Origin of the sequence: Psychrobacter glacincola (genome assembly GCF_904846075.1) — a bacterium.
GTDB classification, from domain to species: Bacteria; Pseudomonadota; Gammaproteobacteria; order Pseudomonadales; family Moraxellaceae; genus Psychrobacter; species Psychrobacter glacincola_C.
The window spans coordinates 1,036,759-1,059,417 of sequence record NZ_CAJGZH010000001.1; the positions used below are offsets into that span (position 1 = coordinate 1,036,759).

15 protein-coding genes and 2 tRNA genes are annotated in these 22,659 nt (G+C 44.0%); 12 read left to right on the top strand and 5 right to left on the bottom strand.

The window, feature by feature from the left end:
* Window positions 1-28 precede the first annotated feature (28 nt).
* Window positions 29-1,333: a lytic murein transglycosylase gene (locus JMW85_RS04500; protein ID WP_055124471.1), complete on the top strand. Its 1,305-nt coding sequence runs from the start codon at window positions 29-31 to the stop codon at window positions 1,331-1,333.
* A 386-nt stretch (window positions 1,334-1,719) separates the two neighbouring features.
* A complete protein-coding gene (modB, locus tag JMW85_RS04505) occupies window positions 1,720-2,421 on the top strand; it encodes a molybdate ABC transporter permease subunit (protein WP_201581071.1) in 702 nt (233 codons plus the stop codon).
* 46 nt (window positions 2,422-2,467) lie between these two features.
* Here modB and JMW85_RS04510 read toward each other — a convergent pair whose 3' ends face one another.
* From JMW85_RS04510 to JMW85_RS04525, 4 genes are all read right to left on the bottom strand, one after another.
* The gene (locus JMW85_RS04510) at window positions 2,468-3,472 is read right to left on the bottom strand and encodes a D-cysteine desulfhydrase family protein (RefSeq protein WP_201581072.1); all 1,005 of its coding nucleotides are present in this window, start codon (window positions 3,470-3,472) and stop codon (window positions 2,468-2,470) included.
* A gap of 318 nt (window positions 3,473-3,790) precedes the next feature.
* Entirely contained in the window at window positions 3,791-4,594 is an 804-nt protein-coding gene (locus JMW85_RS04515; RefSeq protein ID WP_227681664.1) for a DUF5020 family protein, read from the bottom strand.
* Window positions 4,595-5,197: 603 nt separating this feature from the next.
* Window positions 5,198-5,274, bottom strand: a tRNA-Asp gene (locus JMW85_RS04520).
* Between the two features lie 65 nt (window positions 5,275-5,339).
* Window positions 5,340-5,415, bottom strand: a tRNA-Val gene (locus tag JMW85_RS04525).
* 296 nt (window positions 5,416-5,711) lie between these two features.
* On the opposite strand from JMW85_RS04525, the gene JMW85_RS04530 reads away from it, so the two are divergent.
* The 7 genes from JMW85_RS04530 (at window position 5,712) to JMW85_RS04560 (ending at window position 16,162) form a co-directional block, all read left to right on the top strand.
* A complete protein-coding gene (locus JMW85_RS04530; protein ID WP_201581249.1) occupies window positions 5,712-7,349 on the top strand; it encodes a cardiolipin synthase in 1,638 nt (545 codons plus the stop codon).
* A 104-nt stretch (window positions 7,350-7,453) separates the two neighbouring features.
* Window positions 7,454-8,911 carry a tetratricopeptide repeat protein gene (locus tag JMW85_RS04535; RefSeq protein ID WP_201581073.1) on the top strand — a complete coding sequence of 486 codons (1,458 nt, stop codon included), beginning with the start codon at window positions 7,454-7,456 and terminating at the stop codon, window positions 8,909-8,911.
* Window positions 8,912-9,087: 176 nt separating this feature from the next.
* Entirely contained in the window at window positions 9,088-10,686 is a 1,599-nt protein-coding gene (locus tag JMW85_RS04540) for a 3-deoxy-D-manno-octulosonic acid transferase (RefSeq protein WP_201581074.1), read from the top strand.
* Window positions 10,683-11,408 (top strand): 16S rRNA (uracil(1498)-N(3))-methyltransferase, encoded by a 726-nt coding sequence (locus JMW85_RS04545; RefSeq protein ID WP_201581075.1) that lies wholly within the window; start codon window positions 10,683-10,685, stop codon window positions 11,406-11,408. Before JMW85_RS04540 ends, JMW85_RS04545 begins: the two co-directional genes overlap by 4 nt.
* A gap of 290 nt (window positions 11,409-11,698) precedes the next feature.
* Window positions 11,699-12,823, top strand: coding sequence for an extracellular solute-binding protein (locus JMW85_RS04550; RefSeq protein ID WP_201581076.1), 1,125 nt, complete (start codon window positions 11,699-11,701; stop codon window positions 12,821-12,823).
* Between the two features lie 173 nt (window positions 12,824-12,996).
* Window positions 12,997-14,703, top strand: coding sequence for an ABC transporter permease (locus tag JMW85_RS04555; protein ID WP_201581077.1), 1,707 nt, complete (start codon window positions 12,997-12,999; stop codon window positions 14,701-14,703).
* Between the two features lie 106 nt (window positions 14,704-14,809).
* Window positions 14,810-16,162, top strand: a complete 1,353-nt coding sequence (locus tag JMW85_RS04560) for an ABC transporter ATP-binding protein (RefSeq protein WP_201581078.1) — start codon at window positions 14,810-14,812, stop codon at window positions 16,160-16,162.
* A gap of 157 nt (window positions 16,163-16,319) precedes the next feature.
* On the opposite strand, the gene JMW85_RS04565 is transcribed toward JMW85_RS04560, so the two are convergent.
* Window positions 16,320-17,192 (bottom strand): methyltransferase domain-containing protein, encoded by an 873-nt coding sequence (locus JMW85_RS04565; RefSeq protein ID WP_201581079.1) that lies wholly within the window; start codon window positions 17,190-17,192, stop codon window positions 16,320-16,322.
* Window positions 17,193-17,514: 322 nt separating this feature from the next.
* On the opposite strand from JMW85_RS04565, the gene JMW85_RS04570 reads away from it, so the two are divergent.
* The 3 genes from JMW85_RS04570 to gyrA all read left to right on the top strand — a co-directional run bounded on the left by JMW85_RS04570 (window position 17,515) and on the right by gyrA (window position 22,616).
* A complete protein-coding gene (locus JMW85_RS04570; protein WP_201581080.1) occupies window positions 17,515-19,206 on the top strand; it encodes an alpha/beta hydrolase family protein in 1,692 nt (563 codons plus the stop codon).
* Window positions 19,207-19,311: 105 nt separating this feature from the next.
* A complete protein-coding gene (locus JMW85_RS04575) occupies window positions 19,312-19,470 on the top strand; it encodes a hypothetical protein (RefSeq protein ID WP_201581081.1) in 159 nt (52 codons plus the stop codon).
* Between the two features lie 326 nt (window positions 19,471-19,796).
* Complete coding sequence (gene gyrA, locus JMW85_RS04580; RefSeq protein WP_201581082.1) at window positions 19,797-22,616, top strand: DNA gyrase subunit A; 2,820 nt, start codon at window positions 19,797-19,799, stop codon at window positions 22,614-22,616.
* Window positions 22,617-22,659 lie beyond the last annotated feature (43 nt).

Below are 22,659 nucleotides of genomic sequence, written 5' to 3' on the forward strand. Positions count from 1 at the left end.
GCTTTACTTATTCATACTTGAGAATTTTATGATGTTAAAAAAACAATATCTTGCTCTGTTTCCTGCGTTAGTGATGGTTGGGTGTACCAGCCAACAGGCAATGCAAAAACCTAGCAAACCCGTGCGTCAAGGCAACGTTCAGATTACCCAAACTCAAACCATTCAAGTGAAGCCAGCACCGAAGCCTGTCATCAAGCCGCAGCCAGTGGCAAAGCCAAGCTATAACAGCTTCTCTGATTGGAAGTCGGATTTTTCTATGCGGGCGATTTCATCAGGTCATGATGCAGCGACGGTGCGTCGTCTACTTGATACCGCTTATTTAAATCAGCAAGTCATCTCACTTGACTCAGGACAGCCAGAGTTTTCTAAGATGCCATGGGAATATGTCGATTCTGCCGTATCTGATGGGCGTGTGAGTACTGGTAAGCGTAAGTTCGCCGAGCAACGGGCATTTTTATCGCAATTAGAATCGCAGTACGGTGTCAATGCAGAAATAATCGCTGCCATTTGGGGCATGGAGTCGTCATACGGCGTGGTGACGGGTAATAGCAGCATACCAAGCTCGCTTGCGAGTCTGGCTTATGATGGTCGTCGCCAAGAATTTGCCGAAACTCAGTTGTTGTCATTAGCGACGCTATTGCAGCGCGGTGATGTGTCTTGGTCGCAGCTCGATGGTTCTTGGGCAGGCGGCATGGGACAGACGCAGTTTATCCCTGATACTTGGCTGAAGCACGGAGTGGATGGCGATGGTAATGGTCACCGTAACCCGTGGGCAACGGGCGATGCACTGGCGTCCACCGCTAATTATTTGAGCAACTCAGGTTGGGTTCGAGGTCTAGCGCCATTTTACGAAGCGACCATTCCTGCCTCATTCGATTATTCCATGGTTGGTAGTAAGCAGCCTGCCGCGAGATGGGCAGCGATGGGTGTTGATACGATAGCTGATGTTTATTTGGATGCCAATACTGAAATGGAGCTGTGGCTACCAGCTGGCAAGGATGGTCCAGTGTTGCTACTCAGCCCAAACTTTGATGTGATCAAAGTTTATAATAACTCATCGAGCTATGCGCTAGGTGTCAGCTTGTTGGGTAAAGCGCTTGCAGGACAAGGCGGGTTACAGAAATCATGGCCGCGTTATGAGCGTCCATTATCCACAGCTCAAGTACGAAATTTACAGCAGCGTTTGACCAACTCAGGCTATGACACTAAAGGCGCTGACGGTATCGTGGGTACCAATACTCGGTTGGCGTTCCAGCGCTGGCAAGCAGACAATGGTCAGACTCCAGACGGCTTTATTACTCAGCGTAGTGCGTCATCGTTAGCTTCGTGGTGAAACAGGTTGATAGAACTTTTTTTGACTCGTATTAATTCTCATATTAGCGTGCTAAAAGAAATTTTTTAACCATCATTTTTGACGGTAATATTTAATACGATGAGCTTAGTGAATAAAATAAAAAAGCACCTTATTAGGGTGCTTTTTTATTTTACGCTATGATTATTTTTCAACAGACTTTAATCTTGTTAGGTTTCAATAAATAATATCGACACAAGAAGACTGATACTGTGACTGATAAACGCTACAATGTTTGTTTATTCATGCGCTTTGTTTATCAACGCGCTATTTATAAGAGCTGACATTATATTTGTCTGTTCAATCTTTTAATATTAGATACAATAGATCCTTTATCCTCATAACGAATGGCAACGAGCAGTGGCATTATGATAGACCAATCTCTTATGTCCGATATGCTTAGTCCATTTTGGGTCAGTATTAAGCTTGCTGGGGTCACTACCATTTGTCTACTACTGTTTGCAACGCCTGTGGCTTATTGGCTCGCTAAGCCCAGTCGTAGGCAAGTTGTGGCACGTCTTAAAGTCTTGCTTATGGGCATCATTGCCATGCCATTGGTTTTGCCGCCTACCGTCATTGGCTTTTATCTTTTATTACTGTTAAGCCCTAGTGTCGGTATTGGTAAATGGCTTAGCGAACATCATATCAGCCCCTTGATATTTACCTTTGAAGGTCTTGTCATTGGTTCGATTATTTACTCCTTGCCTTTTTATATTCAGCCTGTTTATGCCCAATTTTTACGTATTCCACAAAGCGTGATGGAAGTGGCACATTTATTGGAGCCAAGCCGTTTCAAGCGGTTTCTCAGAGTCGCTCTGCCACAAGCGCGTGTCGGTATTGTGCTCGGCAGCTTAATAAGTTTTGCCCATACTATTGGTGAGTTTGGCGTGGTTTTGATGATAGGGGGTAGTATAGCCGATGAGACTAAAGTGGTCTCGATTGCGATATATGAGCAAGTAGAGGCGCTAAATTACGAGGCAGCGCACATGATGTCTGGGATTCTCATCATTATGGGAGTGGTTATGGTGGCGTTGATTGCTAGTGTGAGCCGGCTGAATCAACGCTCATAAGATTGCAGTTAATACCTATAGCTTGAGTTAATGCGTTAAAATTTATTTATCCATTTTTTTTCATCATATCTAAGTCACTTGAGTAGGCAAATAAAGCTGGTGCACCGCCCGTATGCCAAAATAAGACACGATCGGTTTTCTTGATTTTGCCAGACCGAATCATATCTATGAGTCCGCCCATCGCACGACCCGTATAGACAGGATCTAAAAGTATGCCTTCTGTTTGAGCTGTCATCGCAATGGCTTCATTTTCTAATGTACCAACCACGCCATAGCCTTCGCCCACATAATCAGAGTTGAGTGTTAAATCGGTTTCTGAAAACTGATGATCGGCACCGATAAGGGTGGCCGTGCTATTGGCAAGCGCGACGGTATACTGATCAAAAGGCACTTTGTCTGTTTCACCTTTATCGATATTGATACCTACGATTTGGGCGGGCGAATTGAGTATTTTTTTGCCAAGCATCAAGCCGGCTTGTGTTGCCCCAGAGCTAGAAGCAAAAACGATATGAGTAAATGATAGGTTCATGCTTTCGCGTTGCGATTCCAACTCTTTAAAAGCTTCTACAAACGCTAAAGCACCCAGCTCATTGGAGCCGCCATAGGGTATGACATATGATTTTTTGCCTTGTTTTGTTAACTGCTCAACGATTTTAGGAATGTCTTCTCCTTTGCGATTGGCGCCTGCCCAATGGATGTGTGATCCAAAAATTTTGTCTAATAAAAGATTGCCACTTGTTTGTTCGGGTTCTTCTCCACCCAATACTAAATGGCAGTCAAGTCCCAAGCTTGCAGCTGCGGCAGCAGTTTGGCGACAATGGTTTGATTGTGCGGCACCTGCCGTAATCACGCAATCAGCACCTTGAGCAAGGGCATCACCCATGATAAATTCAAGCTTACGGGTTTTATTACCACCCAATGCCAGTCCCGTGTTGTCATCTCGTTTCATAAAAATAGTAGGGCCATCAAGCGCTTTACTCAATCTGCTGAGTGCTATTAATGGAGTGGGAAAGAAGCCCAATGATTGTCTGGGTATGTGGTTATATTCCATATTTTGTCCCTTTCATAATAAAAAAATGCTGAATAATTTTGAAACATAGCCATTGATAAAGTCAGTTAAAAATGATTATTTAGCGGCTATAAATAGCCAATAATTATACGTCGTAACAGCCTTATAAAACGTATGAATGCGTATCCAGCTTGAGAATCAGTGGAATCCTAAGGGTTAATCTACCAAATATAAAACAAATAGTCCTCATGCAAAATTGACAGGTTGCATGAGGACTATTTGTTTTATTAACAAACTGTTTATTTTATTGAGAAACTGTTGAGAGCTGTTTTAGAACTATTCGTCAAACCAATTAGACGGTTAAAAATGAAACTTCACTAGAGCGCTAGGCACGTTTTGAGTCGTATCACTGCCATACTTATTTTTCCAGTAACTATATTCCATACCGACCTCTAAGCGATTATCAATGCCTAATAGTGGTTGTAAGTTATACTTTATTTGCGGATTGATATGTAGTTGGTTTTTTAAGTCGTCGTTGTTAAAAGAGTAGTCTACATAACCATCGACCACAACGTTATTTTTCTCCCAACCGTAAGTTAAGGTGATTTGCTGGTCATCATCAGTATTATCATTGAAGACATGATATAGGGAAGCAGAGGCGTACTTCATACCTGAAATAGGGACATTCAAATCTGCCCCTAGTCCTATCATATAGTTGTCTTGGCTAAAGCCTTTGCTGTTCGAGCCAAACTCATATTGCCCCGCTAGATTGAGCTGTTTGATAAAGCTATCATCGAAAGTTGTGAGCTTAAGCTTGGGCGCAAACTCACCATACGTTTCTTTAAATCTATTGTTTTCAATATCATTTGCGCCTTGATGGCGATCGACGAAGAAAAACACGCCGCCCCAACTGTGGGTGGATGCGTGCTCCAGAGTGATGGTCGTCAATTCTCCGGCTTCTACCAGTTCATAGTCATTACCATACAGTACAGAAAGACTGGTATCGGTGAAAAGCACCTTTGCATGGCTGCTGCTCATCGTACCCAAGGCAACGATCGCGGCTAAAGCGGTGGTTAATGAGCTACTAAAAAACAGTTTTTTCTGAATATTGGTTCTACATAATTGGCTAGCCAGTGGCAGGTTTACAAACAAGTGATAACGCACAGTAATATTCCTTTATATAGAGTGGGTCATCCTAGCAGGCTGGGTATATGACAGAAGCGCGTTTTAACTTCCTGTCAAAACGGGTCAATGCTGCTAAGGACGAAGCGCGGTCAATTTTTGATAGTAATCTAAAATAATAAAGATAAATGCTATCAATATAAGTATTGTCAAAAGTATAAAAAATGCTCTGTTGGCTATATTATCCGCAATAATTCTTAACACTTTGAAACAGTTAAGCATGTTTTATAATGAGTAACAACCATAAGCTGGCTCAAAATAATGGTCTATCAAGCCTTCTAAGTATTTGATATTAGCTAAGTTTATGATTTTATTAAATTAACTGACTAAATGGTCAGCTTTATTATTTTTGTAAATAAGGAGATGTGTTGAAGTAGTTGATAGGCTAAACCACTAGCAATAATTATTACGATTCAGAGTAGTGAGAAGAGCTGGTAGGGTGGTTTACGACAAATGATATGAGAGGCAAGTGAATAGAGGTAAGGCAGAATTAATAGACACAAAAAAACCTCAAGTAAACTAATACTTGAGGCGAAACTTGCTTAAACTTTACAGTTTAAATTCGTTTTAGCTTTTTACTAAATATGGCGCAGCGGACGGGACTCGAACCCGCGACCCCCGGCGTGACAGGCCGGTATTCTAACCAACTGAACTACCGCTGCTTAGGTCGTACTTAGTTTATTTAACCACTTAGCCTACTACTTGAGAGTAACGCTATACTAAATAGTGGTGGGTGATGACGGATTCGAACCGCCGACATTCTGCGTGTAAGGCAGACGCTCTACCAACTGAGCTAATCACCCTTCGAACAATTGCTATGCAATTTATTCAACATCAACTGAGCTCTAAGTTTGTCACTAAGCTCTGCTGCTGTGGGTGTGTATTATATAGATTTACACATGGCTGTCAAACAGTTTTTTAACTATTTTGAAAAATAATTGAAAATACTGTCTGAAAGTTATTATTAATAGTAGTCTGAGGCACGTGTTTCCTAAGGTTGCTGCCTAAAAACTTATTATGGTTAGTCATTGTTTGATGGTCAAAAACTACTATACTATTGAGGGTGTTTTACGACTCATGCTTTATTTTATGTTGATTGTTGGAGGCGGGCATAGAAAATTCCACTATTGAACAAACTTTTACGACCTGGTCTTGGGGAGACTTCGCAGGCTTGGGTCTGGTATTGCATATTGTTCTCATGATAGTAATGACGCTACGTGTTGTATCAGTACAGCGCAATATCGGTGTGTCTATTGCTTGGATTGCTATGCTCTATACCTTGCCTCTTTTCGGTTTTATCGCTTATATACTATTGGGTGAGCCGATGATAGGGCGGCGCTATCGTCAACGGGTAGACCAAGCAAGCTTATTGATGGATGATATGGCACGGCGTGAGAATTTGGTTTTTGATCAGGGACAAGAGCTGCTGCCAGCCAACTACCGCGGTGTCAGTCAAATAGGCACGCGTTGGACGGGGCTGGGCGTGTTTCCTAATCACAATATGCAGCTATTGACAGATCCTCATACTATTTTTCAGCGATTAATCGAAGATATCAATGCCGCTCAGAGTATTATCCTGATGGAGTTTTATATTGTTTATCCTAAGGGACAAGTACTAGAGGTGATAGAGGCGTTGTCAGCAGCAGCGCAGCGTGGCATTGAGTGTCATATCTTGGCCGATAGCGTGGGCAGCTTTAGTTTTTTTAATAGTAGCGCGCATCGTACTTTAGAAAAAGCAGGTGTTTTTGTTCATCAGTCACTGCCAGTGGGTTTGTTTAAAACTCTATTTAAGCGCTCTGACTTGCGCAATCATCGTAAAATTGTGGTGATTGATGAGCACATTGGCTATATCGGTAGCTTTAACTTGGTCGATCCAAGATTTTTTAAACAAAATAAAAACGTTGGACAGTGGATCGATGTGGCGATACGCACGACCAGTCAACACTCTATTAGTATTACGACAGCCATGGCAATCGTGGTAGCCACGGATATTGGTGCGGAAAACAATGACAATTTAGACGCGCTCAATCAGCGAGTAAATGGCTATACTCGTAAACTATATGTGATGAACCCAACCATTAATGATTTAAACAGTCGGGTAAAGGTATTGGCTGGTGAGATCGACTATTATAAGCAGCCAAATATCGGCTCGACATCGATTGTGATACCGAAGATGCCAATGGTAGAAGGGGTGCTGGCGCAGCTGATACCCTCCGCACCGCAAGTGACGGCCCATGTGATTTACAATACATTGGTGACCGTTATTCATCGCGCCAATAAACGTATTCGCATTACCACACCGTATTTTGTACCTGACGAGGCGCTCTCGGGAGCATTAACAATCGCTGCCAAACGCGGGGTTGAGGTGACGCTGATTGTCCCTGAAAAGGTGGATTCGTTTCTTGTACAGCATGCGTCACAAGCCTATTATCAAGAGCTACTCGATGCAGGCGTGACGATTGCCTTGTTTAAGGGTGGTTTGTTGCATACCAAAACAGTGGTTATCGATGATGATTATTGTTTATTTGGTACTGTAAACATCGATATGCGCAGTTTTTATCTAAATATGGAAGTGAGTTTGGCCATTTATACACCAGAGATGGTCGCTCAAGTGGCTGATTGCCAAGAAGTCTACTTACAAAGTTGCCATTTTTTGAGTTTAGAGCAGTGGCAACAGCGCCATGGTGCAGAGCGTTTGTTTGATAATGTGGTACGCTTGTTTAGTCCTTTATTGTAGCATTTTCGATTTTAGGGTAAGGTAAACGACTGATATCAGTTTAGTCCCATGATGACCTTATTTTTATTACTATTAATTTATCCCGATAAAGGATGCGCTTGTCTATGTATGCATCGTCTGCATCACCTCTAACGCCCTTTGATTATATTGCAGCAGGCTATTGGCAAGACTTTCTAGCGGATCGTCCTATCGCTGGTGGCATTGCTTACGAGAGCGAGCTTCGCGATTGTATATTAGATGAGTCATTGGCCAGCTTACAGCGAGTCGATACGCTGCTGTCGCACATACGCCGTGAGATGGTTAAAACTGGTCGATGGCATGAAGAGAGATTATTGCTCGATGAACGCTATCGTAACTTTATGGTATTTTTGGCGTTTTATGCAGGGCGAGTATTGGCGCAGCACTGGCAAAGTACGCCGCATTGTTATGGACAATTTGAGCTACATAAGCGCTATCCTGAACTGGCTCTTACAACCGATGATTTTTATCAACATCTGGCAGTTGTCTATTGTCAGTCGGCTGATGCTAATAGCGTTACGTCATTGTTTTTTGCGCTAGAGCCGATAGGGATGCGTCTATTTGGTCATATTGATCGGCCGTTTGAGGCGGTACAAGGCGGTCAAGTGGCGAGTGGTCTGTATCAAGCGGTTAGCGCAAGGTTGCCACATGCGCACGACAATCACGTTACTAATTCGATCACACCAGCCATTAATATCAGCACACCAGATACAAGCGCTAGTCTAGAGCGCATTAAAACGGTTGATAGTCAGGAACCGTTAGAAAAAGAAGGGTTGAGTCATACGCCATATGATGCGCCAAAATCTCAGAACCTGTCTCAGCAAGAGAGCCAAACTAAGCCTGTGCTGTCTAAATCAGAAACAGTGCAACCTCATACAACCTCAGAAAATACGGTATTAGAGCAGCCACTACCATCGTTAGTGCCTTCTCCTCAAGAATTGCCAACGCCCGCGATTTTTATGCAATTGCTCGTAGAGCTGGATAACATAGAGGTCATTCAAACGGCTGGCAATAGTGAGTATCAGCAAGCCCATAAAGTGTTGGAGCAGTTAGAACAGCATATTGCCAAGCAAAGTCAGCCGCGCACGCAAATGCGCTTTTCAGAGAGTCATTTGACGACAAAAAAGCAAGCGTTATTAACACTACAAGAGGCGGCGCAGGCGGGTAATAGTGCTGCCATGCTACATTTGGCAATGTATGAGTTACTTGGCGAAGGATTAACGGTTGATAAGGGTGCTGCTACAGCGTCAGGGGTTGAGTGGGTTAAGCAGGCAGCCAGCAAAAACGACAGTCGTGCGCAGCGCCTACTAAGCAAGATGTATTACCAAGGGGTTGGCGTAGTGCAAGATATAGACACTGGTAAATATTGGCTAGAGCAAGCAGCGGAGAATGGACACGTGGAAGCGGCGAGCGTAGTAGGGCAGTGGCAACAGGCGCAAGCGCTGATAACGACACAAAAACAAGAGCAACATAGCATGAAGCGCTATCAGTTGTTATTCGCCGCCATACTCGTAGTATCAATATTGATCCTAATTATTGTCTAAAATATTTTATGGCAACACGCTGTAAAGCGTATTGTTAATCGCTAAATTCAGGTAGAATTGGCGCATTTTTTACCGTCACCTTACTATAGTCGATTTAATTTAAAGAGGTTAATGCCGTCACTTTTTTATAGTGAATTGACTATATTATTTAAGCCATTACTAATCTGGGCAACTTTATGCCATCTTCTCCTATATCCTCTGATTGTGCTTTAGAAGCGACTGACCCAGTATCGTTGCCCAGTCGCACTGTTTATACTGCGCCTTTGTATTATCAGTGCGCCATTGGCTTACTTAAGCCGCTATATCGACTGCAAGTTTGGCAACGCTCACACAACCGCGACAACTATCAGCAAGAAGTGGCGCAGCGTTTTGGCAAACAATATCCGCCACGACCAGTGGCTAAAGTGACTAATGCGCAAACCGCTAAAGGTGTGATTTGGTGTCATGCGGTGTCATTGGGCGAGACCAATACTGTCGCGCCATTATTAGATACATTATTGGCTGATGGCTATCAAATATGGTTAACCAATACCACGCAGACAGGTTTTGCTCGCGGTGCCAGCCGTTTCGCCGATGATATTGCTCAAGGTCGGATGAGCCATAGCTACGTACCTGTCGACAGCCCAACTGTGATTGAGGCTTTTTTGGCGCATGTCAAGCCCATCGCTGCTCTGTTTGTAGAAACGGAACTGTGGGCAAATATCCTAACCAAATTATCCGAACACCATATTCCCAGTATCTTGGTCAACGGTCGGCTGTCAGCGTCTTCTTTTAAAAGTTATCAAAAAATTGCTGCGGTCAGTGCCAGTATGATGAAAAATCTGACTTTGATTATCGCCCAAGACAGCGACTCAGCGAAACGCTTTCGACAATTGGGTGCGAATAGCGCGCAAATTCGTGTCGCAGGTTCACTCAAATGGGTGATTAATACGCCTCAAACTGAAGATAAAGCGGCTGATATAGAAGCTCATACAGAAAATAACTATACAGAAAATCCTAGCGTACCAAACCAATATTCTGAATCGGTCAAAGAGTCCACATTAGCAAAAGAGATGAATATCGCTGGTCGACCGATTTGGGTTGCCGCAAGTACCCATAGTGGCGAAGAAGAGACGGCACTATCATTGCATCAACAGCTATTGTCTCATCCCGCGCTCGCTGATGCGCTGCTTATCATTGTACCTAGACATCCTGAACGTTTTGATGAAGTAGCAGCGCTCATTCAAGCGTCTGAATTAACAATGGCACGGCGTAGTGCAGAAGATAGCATTCATGTAGACACACAAGTCTATCTGGCTGATAGCATGGGTGAGCTGATGTCATGGTATAAGTTGGCAGATGTGGCACTGGTCGGCGGCTCGTTAGTGGATGTCGGTGGGCACAATCCTGTTGAGCCAGCGAGTGTGGCAACGCCTGTACTCATGGGGCGCTATACGCAGTCTTGTCAAAGCGTGGTGGATAAATTGGCGGAGGTCGGCGCGTTATATCAGCCAAACAATGTTTTCTATCGTCCCGTTACTGTTAATACGGCTACTACTAATGATGATACGAATCAACAATCCTCTCGTAAGAAACCTGCCGCTAAAGAGGATGTAGCGCTCATTTATCAGCAGCTAGTGTCTTGGCTCAGTGATCTTGAGGTAGCGGCACAAGCAGGGCAAGCTGGCGCGCGAATGACAAGACAACAGCAAGCCGTATTGACCCGCCAATTTACCATGATTAAAGAGGTTGTCGAGCAGCATGCTATTCAACAACCAAGCCAAGAGCTGCTATGAATTGTTTACTATTACCCATTGAAAACTTCTCTTCGGATGCGGCATATATTGATGAATTATCACAAATAAATCACGTCAATAAAGTACTAACAGCAAAAGTTGGTGATACGCTGAAAATCGGTCAAATGGGCGGTCATTTGGGCACTGCTGTGATTGAGAGCATCCGCTCTGATGCGATTCAGTTGCGTGATATTCAGCTCACCACTGCGCCGCCACCGAAGCTGGATTTGACCGTTGTGTTGGCACTACCGCGTCCTAAAGTGCTACGCCGCTTAATCATAGATATGACCGCGCTTGGGGTGCGCGATATCATCTTAATCAATAGCTATCGCACGCAAAAAAGCTATTGGCAAAGTCCGATGCTTGAGCGCCTTGATGAGTTTGTATTAGAAGGGCTGCAACAAGGAGTTGACACCATAGCGCCTCGTATCACTTTACAAAAACGCTTTAAGCCATTCGTGGAAGACGAGCTGGCAGGTTTGGTAACCAATCGAGCCATCGTGGCGCACCCGTATAGTGAGCTATCCTTTACACAGTATCTACGACAGCAGCCATCGTTAGGATTGCCAAGTCTGGTTTGTATCGGTAGCGAGGGCGGCTGGATTGATTATGAAATAGCACTGCTTGCCACTCAAGGCTGCGCGGCAGTCACTATAGGCTCGCGTATCCTGCGTACAGAAGCCGCCGTCAATGTGATTTTAGGTCAATGGTTGCTGTCGTGAATCAGCAGATCGTTGAAAGATAATTAAGACGTGCCATCACTTAGAAAATCTATATATTGCTCCGTGAAGATCTATAAATTTATCCTTAAGAAGAGACAATTGAGCCAAATTATCGGTGTATTTCTGAGTTAAACAAATGTATTGATAATTAATCTCATTTCTATTAGTATGTTGTTTCAGAGATTATCGCGTGATTAAACCTTATTGTTAGAGGTCTTTAGCGCCGTCTTATCTTATTGTCATCTCATCTATTTATCTCACCTTTTCGTAGCATCATTATGGGGAAAACCATGTCATTGAATGCCATTAGCGCTAACCTAACTTCTACTAAGCTTATCTTGCCTGTTGCCGTATTTGGCATGATGTTGGGACTGGCTGGTTGTAGCAATTCATCTACAACAGAAGAGAGCGTGGAGGCGGAGACATCAGCGGCGGCTACTGAGCAACCAGCTGCTAATGATGGTGCTACGAGTGAAGGTGGTCAGACGATTACTATTTATTCTTCGCGAAATGAGCAGCTGATTAAGCCATTGCTAGACCGTTATACCGAACAGACAGGTGTGAAGATTGAGCTGGTCACAGATAGTACAGGTCCGCTCATGGCGCGTTTGCAAGCTGAAGGTCAGAACACGCCAGCCGACATGCTGCTCACGGTTGATGCTGGCAACTTATGGCAAGCCGCTCAGCAAGGCTTGTTACAACCAGTATCCTCTACTGTGTTAGAGACCAACGTTCCTGCCAAATATCGTGATCCAAAAGGTCAGTGGACAGGGCTATCATTGCGTGCTCGTACGATCTTTTATGACCCAAGTAAAGTCAGTGCCGACCAATTATCTACTTATGCAGATTTAGCCGATCCGAAGTGGAAAGGCAAGTTATGCTTACGTACCTCTAAAAAGGTCTATAACCAGTCGCTTGTGGCCAGTATGATGGAGCATTTGGGCGAAGAGAAAACCGAAGAAATCGTCCGTGGTTGGGTCGCTAACTTAGCGACTGACGTGTTCAGTGATGATATCAGTATGCTAGAAGCCATCGCTGCTGGTCAGTGTGAAGTGGGCATTGCCAATAGTTACTACTACGGTCGTCTGCTCGATGAAAAACCTAACTTCCCTGTGAAGATATTTTGGGCAAACCAAGGCACGACTGGTACACACGTAAATATTTCAGGTGCTGGTGTGGTCGCAGGTTCAGACAATCCAGATGGGACGCTTAAACTGATAGAGTGGTTGTCTTCTGATGAGGCGCAAGGTCTTTATGCCAGCTCAGACAAAGAATTCCCAGTAAAAGTAGGGGTTGATGAGTCAGAAATGCTCAGATCATGGGGTGAGTTCAAAAAAGACGATATCAATGTGCAAAAGTTTGGTGAGCTACAAACCCAAGCCATTCAGTTGATGGACAAAGCAGGCTATAAATAAGGTATTGACAGTCATATCATTCTCAAAAATGACAATGCCTATCAAGCACGAGTATCAAGCTTGATAGGCTAAATGATAGTGTTTATGTTCAAAGCAGACGGTGTTTTTAGCCGTATTTTTGAGTTTGGTATAATGTTATAAGGTCTTTATGCGTATGACACGGTAATAATGATATGATCAAAACGCCAGACGCGTCTGTACGTCAAAACGATACAGTCAATGATAGTGCTAATGCCAACAATATGGATAATCATAATATTGATGGAAAGCAGACTGTCAGCCAAGACCGCGCCGTCCGTAAACGTATTATCTCAAAATCAGTCTTAGGACTGATTTCGTCGTTTATGCTTTTGCCAATTTTGATTGTGTTGCTATCTTGGACGCAGCCAATTGCCGATATCTGGACGCACATGGCAGATTATGTACTGCCGCAAGTGCTTAAAAATACCGCAATTTTATTGCTGATGGTAACGGTCGTGTCTGGCACTATTGGCACCGCGCTTGCTTGGATAACCAGTATGTACCGCTTCCCTGGACAGCGTTTTTTTTCGTGGGCTCTGATGTTACCACTGGCGATACCTGCTTATGTATTGGCGTTTGTCACCATTGGTATTGTTGATTTTAGTGGACCATTACAAACAGGTTTGCGTGACCTAGGCTTTGATGCAGCGATTCCTTCGATCCGTAATGTCTGGGGAGCAGGTTTGGTATTGTCCCTAGCATTTTATCCCTATGTCTATTTGTTGGCGCGTCAAGCGTTCTTATCGCAAGGCAGGCGCGCGATTGAAGCAGGACAAATGCTGGGCTTAAGCCGTAGCCGCGTGTTTTTCCGGTTGGCATTACCACAAGCATTGCCATGGATTATTGGCGGACTATTGCTTGCCAGTATGGAAACCTTGGCAGACTTTGGTGCCGTGTCAGTCTTTAATGTTGATACCTTTACCACGGCTATTTACAAAGCATGGTTTGGTTTCTTTAGTTTGACCACTGCGGCACAATTGGCGGCTTTGCTCATCGGTGTAATCTTTATTGTGGTATTGTTTGAGCAGTATTGGCAAACCAAGCGCGGCAATAACGTGACTCAAGGCAGCAGTCAGCGTTTTGATGCCAGCACGCCTGCGAAATTGGGCATGACATTGCTGTGTACCTTGGTATTTGCTGGCGCTTTTTTAATCCCATTTTTGCAGCTCATCTACTGGACGGCATTGAATTTTCGCCAAGATTTCGATGCGCGCTATATTGATTTTGTGACCAATAGCCTCATGATTGCTAGCATGACCACGATTTTTATTGCCTTTTTGGCGATTATCATTGCGTGGATTAAGCGGCAGTATCCTGATAAATTGACCAAGCTCATGACTACTTTGGCAAATTTGGGTTATGTGGTGCCGGGCACAGTATTGGCAGTGGGCATCTTTATCCCAATTGCTTGGCTAGACAACCAAATGATTGCCTTCGGGATTACCACGCAGCAAGTACTATCAGGCAGTGTGATTGTGATGCTATTGGCATTATCGACGCGTTTTATGACGGTGAGTTTTCAGCCAGTTGATCGACAGCTACAGCGACTAACGGTCAATCAAGAAGCGGCTGCCAAATTACTGAGTGACAGTCCTTATCAGCGCTGGCGGCAAGTGATGTTGCCTGTTATTAGTCCAGGAATATTGACAGGACTATTGATGGGGTTTGTTGAAGTCATGAAAGAGATGCCGATTACGTTAATGACGCGTCGCCAAGGCTGGGATACGCTGGCGGTGCGGGTGTTTGAGATGACCAGTGAAGGCATGTGGGGACGAGCTGCGTTGCCCAGTTTATTGATTGTGCTGGTTGGGCTGCTGCCTGTTTGGATATTATTGCGTCAAAGCGATAAGCAAGGTTAAGGTGTTTTTAGAGTGAATCTGCATTATCCGATAGCGCTCCATTTTATGATTGTTTTCACTGTTTTATCTATGGGTTTTATTTACTAATAGCTAACTGGTACCGTCTATGTACACTGATTCAATGAAAGGCTCAGCAGACTCTAAATCAATCAATGCCAAGTCAATAAAGGCCAAGGCAAGACTGGAGCATATAAAAAAATTACCAGTTGCTCAAGTTAAGAAGCCGCCCGCCCAGCCTAGTAAGTCTTTAGAAAAAAACAGTGCTTTTAGCCAAGATGTTGATACAAATACTGAGGCAGCTACGGCTACTAGTCCTTATTTTAGTGTGCAAGATTTAATCGTTGGTTATGACGATACGATTATCGTCAATGGTTTGTCATTGGAATTGAAGCAAGGCGAGATTGGTTGCTTTTTAGGTTATAGCGGCTGCGGTAAGACCACGGCACTAAGAGCGATTGCAGGGCTGGAACAAAGCCGGGATGGTACGGTTCTCTTAAACAATCAATGTCTTACTGATAAAACTGACCGCAACTCATATGCAGTCGCACCCGCCAAACGCGGTATGGGCATGGTGTTTCAGGACTATGCGTTATTTGGGCATTTGAGCGTGGCAAAAAACATCGCTTTTGGTTTGAATAAATGGTCTGCCGCTGACAAAAAAGCCCGTGTCGCTGAGATGCTAGAGCTGGTTGAATTGTCTGAGCATGCCGATAAACGTCCAAATGAGCTATCAGGTGGTCAGCAGCAGCGGGTGGCATTAGCCCGTGCATTAGCGCCAAAGCCAAAACTATTACTACTTGATGAGCCGTTTTCTAATCTAGATGTGGTGCTACGTGAATCATTGGCAATGAATGTCCGTGATATTCTTAAACGCACCAATACCACGGCAATATTGGTCACTCATGATCAAAACGAAGCCTTTGCACTGGCTGATAAAGTGGGGGTGATGCATAAAGGTAAACTGGTACAGTGGGCAACCCCAAGTGAGCTATATCACGAGCCAATCAGTCCTTTTGTCGCCGAGTTTGTCGGCGAAGGCGCGATGATAGATGGCATCATCAAAGAAGGCCATGTTGAGACGGCATTAGGCGATATCTATCGACGTATGGAAGTGTATGATGAATCAGGGTATCCACAGTATTGCGAGTACGATTATCCTAATGGCACACCGATTAAGGTGCTGGTGCGCCCTGATGATATCATTCATGACGATGAGAGCAACCAAACCGCTTTAGTCGTTGGACGCGTATTTCGCGGTGCCAACTATTTATATCGCTTGCAGCTCGATGACGGGCAAACGGTACTGTCTTTAGTCGCCAGTCACCATAATCACGAGATTGGGTCACAGATTGGTATTTTACCTATCCTAGAGCATGTCGTAGTATTTGATGAAAAAGACATCAATGCGACGACTTGGTCAGAGTATGATAGGTCAGAGAGAGTTGATGAGACAGAATAGTCGCAGCATTTATAAGTGATTAGGGAATTAACCTCGCGACATGCACACGGTATGCTATTGACGCTTGGCTGCCTTGTATCTACTTTATATCTATTTTAAACTGCGGCGACTATATTAATTCATGTTTACGTCAAACAACTGCGGCTTGCACTTACGCTTATCGCGTCGCCAATATGTGCAAATAACGTCCCAACCGTTTATACGGCTCTAATTGCGAGTAGCGCAGCTCCATGCGTATCACGGCATCTGGGTCATTGTGACCACCACGCTTAAGCGGGGCATAATCATGAAATACGCGCAGACCACTGGTACGTATGGTCTGATAATGATGCGCCGTCAACCAAGATTCAACTTCTTCTTTGGCGACAGGATGGTTGGGTGTGAGGCTTTTTTTGTTATCCGCCTTATATTCTGTATTGTCGAGTAAGTTGAAATTACCCATGATCAGATTGCGATAATCAAAGCTTGCTGGGTTATAAAAGCATAAAGATAGCGCACCATTATCCGTTAATTGCTGATCAAAAAAGTCCATCACCGCAGCGGGCTCTGCCAACCATTCAAGCAGCGCATGACACATGATTAAATCAAACTTTTCATGCTTTTCTTTGTCTAACTTTTCTGGCAGCTCCTGATAGGGGCAAACGTACCATGTGATATTCAGGTCTTCATCTATCTGCGCGGTACTCGCTTTCGCTTTTTCTAGCATATTAGCTGAGATATCATTGATGACCAATGTATGACCTTGAGCTGCAAGCTCTATTGCAATCTGCGCAAGCCCTGCACCTACATCCAAAATACGTAAAGGTCGCCCAAGGCTTTCACTCATTTGCGCGCTATATTCAAAGATATCACGGCGTAGCACTGCCAATCGAATATCGCCTTTTAAGCCACCGTAGACCTTTTTTTCAAAATGATCCGCAATCGCATCGAAGCTACGATCGGCACGTATATCGCCTGATGCAGCGCTTGGTTGTGTCAGATCAGCCGATTGGTTGTCATGTTCTTTTGTACTTTCACTATTGGTTTGCATAAAGCGCTATCTGTATTAAGGTTGTATTTTGGAACATCGTACAACAAAGACAAAATCTAAGCTAGGTTTGACAATAATACTAATTTTACTATCAGGTTAAAGATGCTGTTAAGTGCATGTTTTCCAGTAGCTTTTCACAATATTTTACGGTATAAGTAGTAAGGTTTAAGAAACAATTATTGAGTAAGTTTTATTGAGAATATTTGATACTTCACTGTATTCGATAAAAACCAATCGATAAAAAGAGTCTGCCATACTGAAATTTTTTATTGTCAAGGACTCTCAGCAAACGTCTGATCTACCACCGCTAAGGACAGCAACCATGATCGTATCTAAATCTACTACCACTATAAATAACAAATCATCTAGCAGTACCCATCAATCAGTATCCATTACGACGGGCAAGCCTGTGATGCTGCGCTGCCTATTATCCGTCGCTATTGCCAGTAGCTTGCTACTCGTCGGTTGTGGCGATGACAATGACTTTGATGCTGTCATAGGCTCTGACTCTGCGACGTCAGTTAAATCAATCAGCTCATTTAACACCGCGCAAATAAATACCCAGTTTGGTCTTGATGGTACGGCAACCCCTGATGCCAAATGCGATATCACAATCGAAAAAGTCAGCTATCCGACAGTAGGGGCAGCGGGGGAGCGTACCAACGCGACAGCAGCTTTGATGCTACCAAGTGGCGACAGTGCTGACTGTCAAGGCGATCGACCTATCTTGCTGTATGCCCATGGCACAACTACGGACAAAGGCTATGATTTTAGTCAAGTCGCTAATCCTCAAAATCCAGCCGCTGGTGAGGCGACATTAATCGCTGCCAACTTTGCCGCTCAAGGCTACATCGTCGTTGCACCAAACTATGCTGGTTATGATGAGTCTGATCTTGATTACCATCCATACCTTGTGGCTGAACAACAAGCCACTGACATGGCTGATGCATTAGACAGTGCCCGTACCATCATTGCAAGACAACAGCGCGCTAATGATCCTGATTACACCAACCTTGATGACTCTGGTAAGTTATTCATCAGTGGTTACTCTCAGGGTGGGCATGTGGCGATGGCAACTGCAAGAATGTTCGAGAAAAATGATGAGCCTGTCACTGCCATTGCACCTTTATCAGGGCCTTATGCACTAGCAGCGTTTGGTGATGCAATATTTTCGGGTAACGTCAATATCGGCGCATCGCGTTTTGCACCGCTACTGGCATCTGGTCTCCAAAATGCGTATGGCAATGTCTATAACAATACTGCTGATATATTCACTGCCAACTATGCAAACACACAATTACCAAGTTTATTGAGCTTTGGTGAGTTGGTCGCTGCTAATAAATTGCCTGATAATGCGCTGTTTGAAAAAGATCCTGAAAACAATCCTACGCTTGATCTTCTACCAGCGCCTACCGTTCCCTTTGCCTCTATTGGCTTCGCGGATGATAACTATCTGATCAAAACAGACTTCCGTACCGCTTATGTCGCAGATGCATTACAGAACCCTGATAGCCTAATCGCGATGACAGGAGCATTACCAGCAGCCAATCCACAAAACAACTTGCGAAAAGCCTTAAAAGCCAATGATCTACGTGGGTATGTACCAAAAATGCCAACTCTGCTATGTGGTGGTAATCAAGATCCAACGGTTTTTTATGACCTAAATACCAGTTCAATGGCCGCTATTATTCAAGGGAGTGTCGCACAAAATCCAGCCCTTACCGTTAACGTGACAGTATTAGATGTTGATGCGACGACAGCTGATGATCGTCCTAATACTCCTAATGCTCAACTTATTGGACAGGCGTCCATGAACCAATGGAATATTAATTCTGTGGTAACAAGTGTTCAAAGTAACTTTAACCAAAACCTTCAACGCGTAGTAGCTGCAGGAGCACAGCAAGGCATACCTGCAAGCGTTGCTGTATTGGGCAACTATCACGGCGGTCTGGTCAGTACGGCTTGTACGCAAGCCACACGTGAGTTCTTTAATCAGGAATTTAGACCTGCTTAATAGAGGTCATTTTAACCATAAAAAATAGCCTGACTATCGAAAAAACTGTATCCACTGGATGCAGTTTTTTCATGAATATCCTTTAATCCTCAATAAGAGAAAGATATGAAATCGATAATATTATCACTAATTGCCTGTGTCTTTATCACAGCTCCGATCAGTCAAGCACAGGCTAAGAATACACCTTGTTCGGGCAAAATGGGCGGCGTATCTCACTGCTCAAAAGATGGTAAATTTGTTTGCAAAAACGGCAAAATCAGTTAATCAAAACAAGTATGTCGTTAAAGTTGTTTTTACCCTTGTTATTAGAGTGAAAAAAACCGCTAATCAGCTGTTTTGCTTAATTTTAATAACAGCCAGACGCCCCTAAATCAGCAAATTTGTGCTAAAATAGCTTCTTTAATTGAACATTATTTTTAACAAAAACCGTATCACTATTTTCCTATTGTTTTGCACCTTTGACAGTGCTTTTTTAGGGTCACTATTCTGATAGTAGCTGCGCATTGATGCAGCTATATTTTTGTATAACCCATGAGTATCTTGAACAAACGTGTCAACATTAGAAAAACAATGTGAGTGAAGGAGTGTATATGAGCGAATCGGTCAGTCCTATTGGCATCGTAGAGGAACTAAAGCAATCCTATCTGGATTATGCGATGAGCGTGATTGTCTCGCGTGCGCTGCCTGATGTGCGTGATGGGTTCAAACCTGTACACCGCCGTGTGATGTACGCCATGCACGTGCTATCTAACGACTATAATAAGCCATATAAGAAGTCTGCACGTGTCGTCGGCGATGTCATTGGTAAATATCACCCACATGGCGATAGTGCGGTCTATGATGCCATTGTGCGGATGGCGCAGGATTTTAGTTTGCGTTATCCGATGGTTGACGGTCAAGGTAACTTTGGTTCGATCGATGATGATCCTCCGGCAGCGATGCGTTATACCGAAGTACGTATGACCAAGCTGACGCATCAGATGCTTGCTGATTTAGACAAAGACACGGTTGATTGGGAAGACAACTACGATGGTTCTGAGCGTATGCCTAGCGTCATGCCTGCGCGTGTTCCAAACTTGCTAATCAATGGTGCGACTGGTATTGCTGTTGGTATGGCGACTAATATGGCGCCGCACAACCTGACAGAAGTGATTAATGCTTGTTTGGCTTATGCCGAAAACCCACAAGTATCAGCTGAAGAGTTGATGTCACACATCTCAGGTCCTGACTTTCCTACAGGCGGTATCATTTATGGTCGCGCTGGTATTTTAGATGCTTATCGCACGGGTAAAGGTCGTTTGCACATCCGTGGTCGCTATCATATTGAAGCCATGAGTGATACGGGTGTCAACCGTGATCGTGAGCGTATTGTCTTTACCGAAGTACCTTATCAATCTAATAAAGCCAAAATGATTGAGCGTATCGCAGAACTCGTACGTGATAAAAAGATTGAAGGTATTAGCGAGATTCGTGACGAGTCTGACAAAGATGGTATGCGTATCGCCATTGATTTGCGCCGTGGTGAGACAGCTGAAGTTATCGTTAATAACTTGTTCTTGCAAACGCCGCTCGAATCAAGCTTTAGTATCAATATGGTTGCGCTCGATAATGGTCAGCCTAAGCTACTAACTTTGCGTCAGCTGATTGCCGCCTTTGTACGTCATCGCCAAGAAGTGGTGACACGCCGTACGATTTATGAGTTAAACAAAGCGCGCGTACGTGGTCATTTACTCGAAGGTTTGACCGTTGCATTAGCCAATATCGACGAGATTATTGCAACGATTAAAGCCTCTGCTAACCACGGTTTGGCACGTGAAAGCTTATTAAATAATACGTGGGGTTCAGGTAGCGTGGTGGCGATGCTGACCGCTGCTGGTAGCCAATCTGTGCGTCCTGACTATATCGAAGGCGAAGATCCTAAAGCACCATTTGGCTTGATTGAGGGCGAAGAACGTTATCGCTTATCACTTGAGCAGGTCAACGCAATTTTAGATATGCAGTTGCATCGTCTAACGGGTCTTGAGCAAGACAAATTGACCGAAGAATATCAGGATTTGCTACGTGAAATCGCTCATTTAGAGTCTATTCTTGGTGATTTTGATAAGCTAATGACCATTATCTCCAATGAGATGATTGAGATTCGTGATAACTTTGGTGATGAGCGCCGTACCGATATTATTGACTCACGTACTGACTTTAACCGTGAAGATTTGATTCCTGAACAGACGGTTGTCATGACGGTCTCGCGTACAGGTTATGCAAAAACTCAGCCGATTGATGATTATGTCGCACAAAAACGTGGCGGTAAAGGCAAGTCTGCAACCGCAATGAAAGAAGATGATGTGATTGATCATTTGGTGGTGACCTCAACGCATGCTACCGTATTGTGCTTCACGGATAGCGGTCGTGTCTTTAGCTTACGTGGTTTTGAAGTGCCGATTGCCAGTCGCGGTGCTCGTGGTCGTCCATTAGTGAATTTAATTGGCTTAAATCCTGATGAAACTGTTACTACGATACTACCGATTCCAAAAATAGTGGAAGAGCTATCGGTAAAAGGTGAAGCATTAACAGATGATCTAATAGATGGGGATGATGATTCATTAGACGTTAGCACGCAAGCAGAGCCACCTTTTGTGTTCTTTGCAACTGCCAATGGTACGGTGAAGCGGGTAGAGCTTAAGCAGTTTGCCAATATTCGCTCGAACGGCTTGATTGCGGTTGGACTAGAAGAGGGCGATAAGCTGGTCAGTGCTCGTATCACTAATGGTAGCCAAGAAGTGATGTTGTTTGCATCCAGTGGTAAAGCCATTCGTTTTGATGAAAATGATGCTCGCGTGATGGGTCGTACGGCTAAAGGTGTCCGTGGTATGCGTTTGGCGGCTAATGAGTCTATAAAATCATTGGTTGTGATCGAAGATGATGTCCGCGAAATCCTTATTGCTTGTGAAAACGGCTTTGGTAAACGTACCTTTATCGATGAGTTCAATACCCAAAATCGTGGCGGCGGCGGTGTAATTGCTATCAAAACCAGTGAGCGTAATGGTGCGCTAGTAAGAGCCACCAAGGTTGACTCTACAGACGATATTATTTTAATCTCTGATAAAGGTACATTGGTTCGTACGCCCGTTGAGCATGTCGCTAGCTCTGGTCGTAATACGCAAGGTGTTACGCTGATTCGTCTATCAAAAGACGAGAAGCTTGTCGCTATGGCGCGTGTTGAGCATGAAGAAGGTGACGATGAGCTGGTTGATGCCATGAGAGAAGATGGTACATTTGATGTGGCAGGTCAAGAGCAGATAGATATTGATGCGGCGACTGGCAACACGGCAACGAATGACGTTATGGATATTGCTACTGACAATGAATTAGATGTTGACAGTACAGACGGTGAAAACGCAGACGACGAATAAATGTCTCAGTAGTTAGCTTTTTGATCTAGTCTTATATGATTGT